Below are 11,703 nucleotides of genomic sequence, written 5' to 3' on the forward strand. Positions count from 1 at the left end.
TTTACTGCTCTTGCGAGCCGGCGCAGCAAAGCCCTCGCGAGGCGAACCCACAAGGTCAAACCCCGCAAAGGAACTGTAAAGTTCCCGCGTTACAACAGGGCCTCGACGGGCACCGGCTGCGCGTCGCGCCACAATAGCTCGAGGCGATACTTCTCGCGGTTGTCGGACGTGAACAGGTGCACCATGACGTCGAACGCGTCGACGACCGTCCAGCCGCTGCTGCGGCCGGTGTCGATGCCGAGGATCTTCGCCCCCTCGCCGTCGATCACCTTCTCGAGCTCGACACGCAGGGCGCGCAGATGCGGATCGGAGGTCGCGGTGCCGACCACGAGATAATCGGTGATGCTCGAGAGCTCGCCGACGTGCAGCACCTGGAGGTTCTCCGTCTTCTTGGCGTCGAGGGCCTGGACCACGAGCGACAGGAGGCGCGGATAGGAAGCAGGCTTCGGCGCGGCGGCCTTGGGCGCGCGCGGCGCGGGACTCTTCGTCTTCGGTTTGCGCGGGGCCGCCGGTTTCTTGGCGGGCGTTTTTTTCTTCGTCGGCTTGCGGGTGGTCATTGCGGCGTCAGCGATAAAGCCGGTTCGCCTCGATGTAGGCGATGACTTTTTGCGGGCAAAAATAGTGCAGCGACAGGCCTCGCGAGACCCGGGCGCGCAGCTCGCTCGAGCTGATCTCGATCAGGTGACCATCGCAGCGGTGCAGCACCAGGCCGGGAATCTCCGGGTGCGGCTTCGCGGCGTGCTTCGGACGCTCGAGGAAGATGAACTCGATCAGCTTGGCCAGCTCGCCGATGTCCTTCCACTTGTGCAGCAGCGGCAGCTGGTCGCCGCCGATGATCCAATAGAGCTGGTCGTTCGGGAACAGCGCCTTGAAGTGCCGCACCGAGTCGATGGTGTAGCTGATGCCGCCCTTGCGCAGCTCGTAGTCGGAAATCTCCACGCGATGATCCCACTCCGTCGCGGACCGCAGCATCGCCAGGCGATCCTCCGCGGTCGACTGCACGTCGTTGGGCTTCAGCGGCGCCTGCGCCGCCGGCACCAGCAGCAGGCGGTCGAGATGGAATTGCTCCAGCACGTCCTGCGCGGCGATCAAGTGGCCGAAATGGACGGGGTCGAAGGAGCCACCGAGGAAGCCGATTTTCATTCGTGGGACGCCACGTGTGCCGGCGCGCGCGCCGGGGCGCAAGGCCTTTCCCGGCGCGGACCGAGTGCCCAGGGTGGGACTCGAACCCACACGACCTTGCGATCAACGGATTTTAAGTCCGATGCGTCTACCATTCCGCCACCTGGGCGCGGCAGCGGCTTTCGTGGCAAAGCGCCGGGGCGGCGGCGAGCCTCTTCTGGCCCGCTGCGCGCTCAGGCCGTTTGCCGGCTGAGGCGTTTCCAGCCGAAGCCGTAGGCCATCACCACCGCGAAGCACGCCAGCGGCACGAGAAACGCGATCGACATCCCGTAGTGATCGCCGACCGCGCCCATGAGCTTCGGCACGATTGCGCCGCCCATGATCGCCATGACGATGAACGCCGAGGCCTGCTTCGCGCGCGAACCGAGCCCATGGATGCCGAGCGCGAAAATCGTCGGGAACATGATCGACATGAAAAAGTAGCTCGCGAACACGCACACCACCGACAGCCAGCCCAGCTTCAGCGCGACCAAGCCGCACGCCACCACATTGAACAAGCCGTAGAGCCCAAGCACGGTGTGCGCGGAGAATTTCTTCAGGATCGCCGCGCCGCTGAACCGCCCGGCGAGGAAGCAGAAGAAACCCAGCGAAGCGAGGAACGCCGCGCCCTGATTGCTCAGGATCGTGCGCCCATCGGCGCCCGCCTGAAACCACTTCGCCATCGCGCCCGTCTGCCACGCCACCGGAATCGCCGGCGTCTGCGACGTCATGTAGTTGATGAAAAAGCTGAAAATGCCCGACTGCGCCGCGACGTAGGCGAACTGCGCCACCACCGCGAAAACGAAGTGCGGATGCGTCCAGATCGACTGTTTCCCCGCTCCGCTACCGTCGTCCAAGTGATACACGTCCTCCGACTGCACGTCCGGCAAATCCGCCGCCTTGAACACCGCAACCAGCACCAGCACGAGCACCGCCACCGCCACGTAAGGAATCCACAGCGTCTGCGACCCCGTGCTCTTCCCTGCCGCATCGGTGCCATAGAAAAACATGCCCCCCGCGATCGGCCCGAGAATCCAGCCGATGCCGTTGCACGACTGCGCGAGGTTGATGCGCGCCGCAGCGAACTCCGGCGGCCCGAGCACCGTAGTGTATGGATTCGCCACCGTCTCGAGGAAGGTCAGTCCCGCCGCGATCAGGCACACGCCGAGCAGGAACGCCCAGAACATCGCAATCTTCGTCGCCGGGATGAACCAGAACCCGCCGAGCGCCACGAGCAGCAGGCCGAAGATGATGCCGCCCTTGTAGCCGAGCCGCGTCGCGATCCAACCTGCCGGCAGCGCCATGAGAAAGTAGCCGAGGTAGTGCGCGAACTGCACCCAAGCCGACTGCGCGAGCGAGAGATGCAGCTCCTCCTGGAAATGCTTGTCCATGACGTCGATCATCCCGTTGCAGAAGCCCCACAACAGGAACAGCGAGCTGACCAACGCGAACGTGACGGCGCGATTGCGGCCGTCCGGCATGACGAAGAGGCCCGGTTTCTTCTCCGGGCTGGGCGGGGTGACGGGGTTTGTCATTGGGGAAAATCGGCGCGGCCTACGCGCTCTCGAGGATCACGTTCGCATACTGCGTCGTGTCGCCGGTGCGGATCAGCCCGATCGCGTGCGGCACGCGACGCTTGAACGCCACGTGCGGTTCGTGCCGCAGTGCGATGCCGTCGAGCGCCTGCGCAAACGCCGCACGCGTCGCCGCGTCGTTGTGTTTCAAAAACTCGCGCGCCATCCACGCCCGCCCGATTTGGAAATTCGGCCGCAGCGCCGCCAGCACCTGCAACACCGTCGGCACATCGTCGACCAGCGCCAGATCGACCGTCTCAATCGTCGGCCAGAACGGAAAACCGCGATCGGCGATGACGAGCGTGTTCGTGTGCCGCACGCGACTCAGCAGCGAATTGAGCGCGGGGTTGAGGATTCCGGTTTTTAGCATGGGGTGAACGCGGTGAAAGCGACGGAAGAAAAGCGGCGCGCGCGTCAGAGTTCGACGTGAATCTTCGTCACGCGCGACGGATCGACCGACCACGCCGCGAGCGCGTCGCCCGCCTGTGCAAACGGCACCGTCTGCGTGATCGTCTCCGCCACCGGATACCGCCCCGATTCCAGCACGCGCACCACGTCGGCGAAATCCTCCGCCGTCGCGTTGCGCGAGCCGCGAATATCGAGCTCTTTCATCACGAAAAACTTCGTCTCGTAGCTCACCACCTCCTTCGCGTAACCGATGTAGACCACGCGTCCGGCGAAAGCCACTTCGTCCACCGCCGCGCGGAACGTCGCCGGCAAACCGACCGCCTCGATCGCCACGTCCGGACCGTCGCCGTTGGTGAGCGCCTGCAGGCGCTCGTGCAGTTTCTCCGTCCGCGAATTGATCGTATCCGTCGCGCCGGCCTTCCGCGCGAGCGCGAGCTTCGCATCATCAACGTCGACCGCGATCACCCGCGCGCCGCGCAAAAGCGCCGCGCCGCTGATCGCGCCGAGCCCAATCATGCCGCAGCCGAACACCAGCACCGTGTCGCCCGCCGCCACTTCGCCGCGCCGCACGGCATGAAAGCCCACGCTGAGCGGCTCCACCAGCGCGTGGTCGCGCAACGAGAGTTTTTCCGAGCGCACCAGCTTCTGCCACGACACCGCGATGAACTCCGTCAGCGCCCCGTCGCGCTGCACACCGAGCGTCTGGTTGCTGCGGCACGCGTTCACGCGTCCGCGCCGGCACGACGGACACACGCCGCACGTCGTGTAAGGCACGACGGTCGTCTCGAGCCCAACCTTGAATTGCGCCGGCACATCCGCCGCGATCTCGGCGATCACGGCCGCGATCTCGTGTCCCGGCACGCGCGGATACGTCACGAGCGGATTGTAGCCGCGGAACGTGTTCAGGTCGCTGCCGCAGTAGCCGACGCGCTTCACCTGCAGCAGCACTTCGCCGCGCGCCGGGCGCGGCATCGGCTTTTCCGTGACGGCCATGCGGCCCGCTTCCGTGATCACCCAGGCTTTCATAATTCGTCAGTCTCCGAGGGGAAAATGCGGCGCGATCAACCGCTCCGCCTTCAACGCCCGCCACAGTTCCGCCGGGATCGGCGCCGTGCCGCTCGCGACGTTCGCCGCGATGCGCTCCGGTTTCTCCGTGTTCAGCGCCACCGCCGCGATGCCGGGCACCACGAGGCCGAACTGCACGCACACGTCCGCCGGCCGCGCGCCGAAGCGCTGGCATATCGCCTGAAACTTCGCGCGCCACGCGAACAGCTCCGCGTCGCGCTGCGGATCGACGCGCCGATAATCGAACCATTGCCCGCCGGTGAGGAAACCCGCGTGAAACACCGCCGAGTTCACCATGCCGACGCCGCGCGCATGCAGCTGCGCGATCAGGTCGAGCAGTTCGCGCGGATGCGTGTAGACCGTGAGGCTGCACGCGAACATCGCCCAATCGAGATCGACGCGCTCCGCCACCTCGCGGATCACGCGCCAGTCCTTCGCACCGATGCCGACCGCGCGCACGCGGCCCGCCGCCTTCAACTCGAACAGCGCGCGATACGCCGCGACGATGTCGTCCATCCGCCGCACGCGATCGGCCGCGTCCGTCGCCGCCGCGAGAAACTCGTCCGGGTCGTGCACCGAAACCAATTGCGCCGCGCAACCGGCACCGAGCAGCGCGTTGCCTTCCTCGTAACAGCGCAGAATGCCGTCGTAGCTGATGTCGCGCTGCGCGTCGTGCGCGATGCCCGCCCACACGCCGCGCTCGAACGTCGGCTCCGGCCCCGTCAGCGGCGCGCGCCGCCAGCCGAGCTTGTTGCTGATCACGACGTCCGCCGCCGGCACGTTCAGCGCGCGCAACGCGCGGCCGATTTCCTCCAACGCAAGCCCCGCGCCGTATTTGCCCGCCGAATCCAACACGATCGGCGCCGGGCAGTGCTTCACCATCTCGGCGACGAGCGCGCGCTTCGTGGCGTCGGACACGACTTGGTAGAGATTCCCCAGGCAGCTCGTGCCGAAAATAATCGGTGGCACGCGCAGCGTCGTGCGGCCAAACGGGCGATGCAGGGGTGCACTCATCGGAACAGCGCCGCCCACCCTAGCAGGAAACCGCGCCGGCGCGCATGGCTCAGCCTGACCGGCGCCTGTCGATTCTTGCCTTCGCGTGACGCCCCCCTTCGCCGCCTATCGCGCGCTCAGGAACGCCGACGGCGATACGCCGTGCACGCGCTTGAACACGCGCGAGAACTGGAACGGATCGATCCCCAGCTCGTCCGCCACCTCCTGCACCAGCCGGTCCGACGCGTGCAACCGTTCCGCCGCCCACTGCATCTGCCGTCGTTGCAGGTAACGATACGGCGTGTCGCCCTGAAACCGCCGGAACAGCCGCGACAGATAGGACGCGTTCACGTGGCAAACCGCCGCCGCGTCCTCGATCGTGCGGCAGCGCAGGAAGTTCGTGTCGAGATGCGCGCGGCACCGTTCGAACGTCGCGCGCGCCAGCCGCTCCGCCGGCGTGGCCGGCTGCGCCGCGCGCCCGATCGCGATGATCAACAGCTCCAACTGCAACGCCGCCGCGCGCGCCGTGTGCGCATCGAGCCGCCCGCCGAGCCGGATCAGCGCGTCGAACGCCACCCGCACATCCGCCGGCGACCCGAGCATCACCACGCCGCCCGGCGAGAGCTGCCGCGCGCGCAGCAACGCCCGCGCTTGGTCGCCCACGAAGTTGACGAAATATTTCCCCAGCGGCGCGTCCGCCGAAGTCCGGATCTCGTGCGGCACGCCCGGCCCGTAAACGAACACGCTTCCCGGCCCGATCTCGTGCCGCGCGCCCGCCAACCGCACCTCTCCCCGCCCCGCCGCCACGAGCTCCAGCGACAGGAACGGAAAATCCGCGCGCTCGATCCGATAATCCGCCGCGCATTCCTCCCAACCGCCACACACGATCGTCATCCCGCGCGTGCGCCGCGGATTGAGGTTCAGGTAGAAGCGGCGTGCCGCGGAAACCTGTTGCGAAATGAACTCCGGCGGGCGCACCGGCACGTTGGTCGGCATGGCAATAATTTGCCTGTGCACCCCGTCGTCGGCAAGCCGCCAACTCAGGGGCGCAGCGCACCGGCTCGCGCCCCTTAAGCCGTTCACGACCCGGTATTATTGTCCCGACTAACGCGCCGGCAGGCCGTCTGGCGCCCTCGACAGCACGCGCGGCGTGGTCAACTTTCGCGCCACCCCCTCGCCGCCTTTCCAACGCTGCGCCGTCTCCTTCACTGCCATGCACACGTCCGGACAAAATTTCCGCGCCGCCATTGCCGCCGAATCGCCCCTCCAAATCGCCGGCGTCCTCAACGCCTACGCCGCCCTCCTCGCCGAACGCGCCGGTTTTCGCGCGCTCTACCTCTCCGGCGCCGGCGTCGCGAATCACTCCTACGGCTGGCCCGACACCGGCCTCACTACTCTCGCCGACGTCCTGATCGACGCGCGCCGCATCACCCGCCGCGTGCAACTGCCTCTGCTCGTGGACATCGACACTGGCTGGGACGACCCGACCGAGGCCGTGCGCAAAATGGCGGCCGCCGGCGTCGCCGCCGTCCACATCGAGGACCAGATTCCCGCCAAGGTCTGCGGCCACCTTCCCGGCAAACACCTCGTCTCCACCGGCGAAATGGTCGAACGCGTCCGCGCCGCCGTCGCCGGCAAGCCCGACGCGAGCTTCGTCGTCATGGCCCGCACCGATGCCGCCGCCAACGAGGGCGTCGATGGCGCCATCGCCCGCGCCCGCGCCTACGTCGACGCCGGCGCCGACATGATTTTCGCCGAAGCGCTGCACACGCTGGACGATTATCGCGCCTTCACGGCCGCGATCAAAGTTCCGGTCCTCGCAAACCTCACCGAGTTCGGCAAGACGCCCTACTTCACCGTCGAGCAACTCCGCTCCGCCGGCCTCGCCATGGCGCTCTACCCGCTCGGCGCCTCGCGCATGGCGGCATCAGCCGCGCTGGATTTCTACACGACGCTCCGCCGCGACGGCACGCAACAAGCCGTCGTCCCGCGCATGCAAACCCGCGCCGACCTCTACACCACGCTCGGCTACACCCCGCCCAGAGAAACGAAATAGAGCACGGATTACTCGGATTCCACGGATCACCTCATCCGTGCCATCTGTGAAATCCGCGGTTAAAGAAAAACCCTCCCGATGAGCACCGATACCCCCGCCTCCACTCCACCGCCCGCGCCCAAGGCAAAAAAATCTGTCGCACTGTCCGGCGTCGTCGCCGGCAACACCGCGATTTGCACCGTCGGTCACTCGGGCAACGACCTGCATTACCGCGGCTACGACATCGCCGACCTCGCGCGCCACGCCACCTACGAGGAAATCGCCCACCTCCTCATCCACGAGCGCCTGCCCAACGCCGCCGAGCTCGCCGCCTACAAAAAACGCCTCGCTTCGCTCCGCGGCCTCTCCGCCCCGCTCCGCGCCATCCTCGAGCAGCTGCCCGCCCGCTCGCACCCGATGGGCGTCCTCCGCACCGGCTGCTCCGCCATGGGCGCGATGGACACCGAGCCTTCCGCACCCGACGGCAGCGGCCCGAAAGATCCCGTCGTCGCCCGCCGCATCGCCGACCAGCTCATCGCGTCGTTCCCGTCGATGCTGCTCTACTGGCACCACTTCGCCACGACCGGCCGCCGCATCGATGTCGAGAGCGCCGACGAGACCATCGCCGCGCATTTCCTCCGCCTCCTGCACCAACGCGAACCTCAGCCCTCGCACGTCCGCGCGCTCGACCGCTCGCTCATCCTCTACGCCGAACACGAGTTCAACGCCTCGACGTTCACCGCGCGCGTCATCGCCGGCACCGGCTCCGGCCTCTACGGCTGCATCACCGGCGCCATCGGCGCCCTGCGCGGCCCGAAACACGGCGGCGCCAACGAGGTCGCCTTCGAAATCCAGCAACGCTACCGCACGCCCGACGAAGCCGAGTCCGACATCCGCGCCCGCATGGCGCGCAAGGAAATCGTCATCGGTTTCGGCCATCCCGTCTACACCGTCAGCGACCCACGCAACGCCATCATCAAGGAGATCGCCCGCGAACTCTGCACCGAGCGCGGCGAACTGAACGTCTTTCACATCGCCGAGCGCATCGAGACGCTCCTCTGGAGCGAAAAGAAGATGTTCCCCAATCTCGATTGGTATAGCGCCGTCGCCTACCACGAGATGGGCGTGCCGACCGCCATGTTCACGCCGCTCTTCGTCATCGCCCGCACCGCCGGCTGGAGCGCGCACGTCATCGAGCAACGCGCCGACGGCAAGATCATCCGCCCCAGCGCCAACTACACCGGCCCCGCCGACCGCCCGCTCCCACCGCTTGACCAGCGCTAGTCCTTCTAAACGCAAAGTCGCGAAGGCGCGAAGAATCGCTCCTCCTCGCTTCGCGCCTTTGCGCCTTCGCGTTTAACTTTGCCTTTCGCTTCCAGCCTACCGCTTACCGCCTCCTCAATGTCCGCTCCCATCTCGAATAACCGTCCCGCTCCCGACCAACTCCTCGTCGACCTCGCCGACTACGCGCTCAACGCGCGCATCACGAGCGACGAAGCCTACGACACCGCCCGCTGGTGCCTCGCCGACACGCTCGCGTGCGGCATCATGGCTCTCGCTTATCCGGCGTGCACGAAGCTCCTCGGCCCGGTGGTCCCCGGCACCTCGATCGTCAACGGCGCGCGCGTCCCCGGCACGTCCTACGAACTCGATCCCGTGCAAGGCGCGTTCAACATCGGCGCCATCGTCCGCTGGCTCGACTTCAACGACACCTGGCTCGCCGCCGAATGGGGCCACCCCTCCGACAACCTCGGCGCGATCCTCGCCGTCTCCGACTGGATCAGCCGCAACCGCGCCGCCGGACAACCGCTCGCCGCCTTCGGCTCTCAACTCTCAACCCTCAACTCTCAACCAGCGCCAACCGTCCGCGATGTGCTCACCGCGATGATCAAGGCCCACGAGATCCAAGGCGTCCTCGCGCTCGAAAACTCCTTCAATCGCGTCGGCCTCGACCACGTGCTCCTCGTCCGCCTCGCCTCCACCGCCGTCACCGCCGCGATGCTCGGCGGCACGCGCGAGCAGGTCATCAACGCCGTCTCCCACGCCTGGCTCGACGGCTCCGCCCTCCGCACCTACCGCCACGCGCCCAACACCGGCTCGCGCAAATCCTGGGCCGCTGGCGACGCCACCAGCCGCGCCGTCCGCCTCGCGCTCGTCGCCCTGACCGGCGAGATGGGTTACCCGTCCGTGCTCACCGCCAAGACGTGGGGCTTTCAGGACGTCTCTTTCAAGGGCAACGCCGTCAAACTCGCGCGTCCGCTCGGCAGCTACGTGATGGAGCACGTGCTCTTCAAGATCTCGTTCCCCGCCGAGTTCCACGCGCAGACCGCCGTCGAGTGCGCGATGCAACTCCACCCGCACGTGCGCGGCCGCCTCGACCAGATCGAGCGCGTCGAGATGACGACGCACGAGTCGGCCATCCGCATCATCGACAAGACCGGTCCGCTCCACAACCCGGCCGACCGCGACCACTGCCTCCAATACATGGCCGCCATCGGCCTCATCTTCGGCGAACTCACCGCCGACCACTACGAGGACAACATCGCCGCCGACCCGCGCATCGACGCGCTCCGCGCGAAGATGGTCGTCACCGAAGACAAGCAATACAGCCGCGACTACCTCGGCCCGGAAAAGCGCTCCATCGCGAACGCGATCCAAGTCGTCTTCAAAGACGGCTCGAAGACCGAGCGCATCGAAGTCCACTACCCCATCGGCCACCGCCGCCGCCGCGCCGAGGGCATTCCCGTGCTCCAGCAAAAAGCCCGCGCCGCCTTCGCCACCCACTACGGCGACGACCGCGCCGCGCACCTCATGTCCCTCTTCGCCGACCGCACGAAACTCGAAACGATGCCCGTGCACGACTTCGTGAGCGCCTTCGTGAAGTAAGGCCTATGGCCACCTCTCCTTTCCGGCAACGCGCGGTTCTCCACCCGGGCCCTTTTGCTCTCGAACAATAGAAGCTGTCGCGACAAAAGCTGTGGCGGGCCGCGCATGATCAACAATCCAGTCATCATACCAAATCGTTTCGAATTACTGATCGAAGGGGACCGCATCAAAGCGCAACCCACGCTGTTTCCAGTCGAGGACGACTTACGTGCGATCGATTTCTTAATCAACAAAGCCAACGTGCAGAACGGCGGAGTTTTGGCATTCCTGCTCGGCCAGACTGGAGTTGGCAAATCAACCGCCGCATATTCAGCATCCGTATTCCTGAATGATAAGGTTGCCCAGTTAATCCGTGTTCCTCTGGGCATAAAACTCCGCGACGTGGTCGGCTGGTTAGCCAGCACGCTCCCTCCAGTTAGCTCAAAAATCCAAATGGTGTTGTTTGACGGCCGCGAAATAACCGACGACTCGGTAGGACTTAAACAGCTACTCGCGGGACTTAACCAACTACTTCGTCAACGGCGAGACGTTCTGTTTCTTTGGCCGACGACTGATCCGATGTGGCACAAAGAGATCAAAGCCGTCGCGGTGACGATCGGAGGAAGTAACTTCGCCCCAAACGAAAGTGACATTGCGATTAAAGGCCCCTCAAGGGCTGACTGGCCGAGGATACTAGAACGCATACTCATTCAAATCGATACGTCTCCCGCAGACGTCGCGCTGGACATTCAGCTCGTCGCCGACGCCGCAAACCGCAGGCCTACCGCTGGTGAATTCTTGAGCGAAATCGGTAACGTGATTGCTCAGCGAACGACAAATATCCGTAAGACGAAAGCGCTACCAGCTGTCTTGTTTGCAGTGACCTCCGGCGCGGAAGTTGTCGGCGAGGCAAATCGCATCAGAAGAGCGGGAACGTTCATTCTGAAGGCCGAGGAATTGCTCGCATATTCGCCGCGCTCGGAGTCGGGCAAATGGTGGCATGCGCGGAAGTCAAATCCCGAGCACAATCTTGCATACATAATTTCCCTGTTCGACTCACGACTCACCACCATGACAGCAAGTTCAGTGGCGTATGCTTGCCTACACCACGGTGATCCAATGCTCCAAACGGCAGCCACTTCTGCGGGGATGAGCAAAAACTCGACGAACGCTGAAACAACGATGAGAGCGACCGACCTGTATCGCCTTCTCGTTGGCCAAACGGTTTCAGAGCTTACGTCGTCGCGAAAAGGCAAGACCAAGGACACAACGGCTAGCGCATATGCAGCAATCCAGCGCCTCTCGGCGCAAAACCACCAACTGATAAACAAAGCGATAGTCCAAGGACTCGGACAACAACTCGGAGACGTTGATTTTTCAGCAACCCAATTCGAAGTCGATGGTGGCGATCAAAACCTCTACACTGATGTCGTGCTCCACAGGACCGGTTCCGCTTCGATGGCCACATTCTTGGAATTCCATCACATTAGTGAAGCGAACTGCAGCGCGAGCGGGATGGCTGCTTACATCATGGAAAAGCTTCGCGCATATGCGATTCACTACAATTTGATCCCAAGGTGATGACCTCCACCCGGAACGAGA

11 protein-coding genes and 1 tRNA gene are annotated in these 11,703 nt (G+C 65.2%); 4 read left to right on the forward strand and 8 right to left on the reverse strand.

The window, feature by feature from the left end:
• Nucleotides 1-89 precede the first annotated feature (89 nt).
• The 8 genes from rsfS to KF715_09450 form a co-directional block, all read right to left on the reverse strand.
• A complete protein-coding gene (gene rsfS, locus KF715_09415) occupies nt 90-557 on the reverse strand; it encodes a ribosome silencing factor (protein MBX3736895.1) in 468 nt (155 codons plus the stop codon).
• A 7-nt stretch (nt 558-564) separates the two neighbouring features.
• Nucleotides 565-1,143 (reverse strand): nicotinate-nucleotide adenylyltransferase, encoded by a 579-nt coding sequence (gene nadD, locus KF715_09420; protein MBX3736896.1) that lies wholly within the window; start codon nt 1,141-1,143, stop codon nt 565-567.
• Nucleotides 1,144-1,208: 65 nt separating this feature from the next.
• A tRNA-Leu gene (locus KF715_09425) sits at nt 1,209-1,291 on the reverse strand.
• 64 nt (nt 1,292-1,355) lie between these two features.
• Nucleotides 1,356-2,696 (reverse strand): sugar MFS transporter, encoded by a 1,341-nt coding sequence (locus KF715_09430; GenBank protein ID MBX3736897.1) that lies wholly within the window; start codon nt 2,694-2,696, stop codon nt 1,356-1,358.
• Between the two features lie 19 nt (nt 2,697-2,715).
• Nucleotides 2,716-3,105, reverse strand: a complete 390-nt coding sequence (gene rbsD, locus KF715_09435) for a D-ribose pyranase (protein MBX3736898.1) — start codon at nt 3,103-3,105, stop codon at nt 2,716-2,718.
• A gap of 44 nt (nt 3,106-3,149) precedes the next feature.
• Nucleotides 3,150-4,169 carry a zinc-binding alcohol dehydrogenase family protein gene (locus tag KF715_09440; GenBank protein ID MBX3736899.1) on the reverse strand — a complete coding sequence of 340 codons (1,020 nt, stop codon included), beginning with the start codon at nt 4,167-4,169 and terminating at the stop codon, nt 3,150-3,152.
• A gap of 6 nt (nt 4,170-4,175) precedes the next feature.
• Nucleotides 4,176-5,222, reverse strand: coding sequence for an aldo/keto reductase (locus tag KF715_09445; GenBank protein MBX3736900.1), 1,047 nt, complete (start codon nt 5,220-5,222; stop codon nt 4,176-4,178).
• 105 nt (nt 5,223-5,327) lie between these two features.
• Nucleotides 5,328-6,197 carry an AraC family transcriptional regulator gene (locus tag KF715_09450; GenBank protein ID MBX3736901.1) on the reverse strand — a complete coding sequence of 290 codons (870 nt, stop codon included), beginning with the start codon at nt 6,195-6,197 and terminating at the stop codon, nt 5,328-5,330.
• Between the two features lie 217 nt (nt 6,198-6,414).
• On the opposite strand from KF715_09450, the gene prpB reads away from it, so the two are divergent.
• The 4 genes from prpB (at nt 6,415) to KF715_09470 (ending at nt 11,682) form a co-directional block, all read left to right on the forward strand.
• On the forward strand, nt 6,415-7,257 hold the full coding sequence (prpB, locus tag KF715_09455) for a methylisocitrate lyase (protein MBX3736902.1): 843 nt from the start codon (nt 6,415-6,417) through the stop codon (nt 7,255-7,257).
• Nucleotides 7,258-7,335: 78 nt separating this feature from the next.
• Nucleotides 7,336-8,520, forward strand: a complete 1,185-nt coding sequence (prpC, locus tag KF715_09460) for a 2-methylcitrate synthase (protein MBX3736903.1) — start codon at nt 7,336-7,338, stop codon at nt 8,518-8,520.
• Between the two features lie 117 nt (nt 8,521-8,637).
• Nucleotides 8,638-10,122: a bifunctional 2-methylcitrate dehydratase/aconitate hydratase gene (locus KF715_09465; GenBank protein ID MBX3736904.1), complete on the forward strand. Its 1,485-nt coding sequence runs from the start codon at nt 8,638-8,640 to the stop codon at nt 10,120-10,122.
• Nucleotides 10,123-10,227: 105 nt separating this feature from the next.
• The gene (locus tag KF715_09470) at nt 10,228-11,682 is read left to right on the forward strand and encodes a hypothetical protein (GenBank protein MBX3736905.1); all 1,455 of its coding nucleotides are present in this window, start codon (nt 10,228-10,230) and stop codon (nt 11,680-11,682) included.
• Nucleotides 11,683-11,703: the final 21 nt, after the last annotated feature.

It is taken from the genome of Candidatus Didemnitutus sp., assembly GCA_019634575.1.
GTDB lineage: Bacteria > Verrucomicrobiota > Verrucomicrobiia > Opitutales > Opitutaceae > Didemnitutus.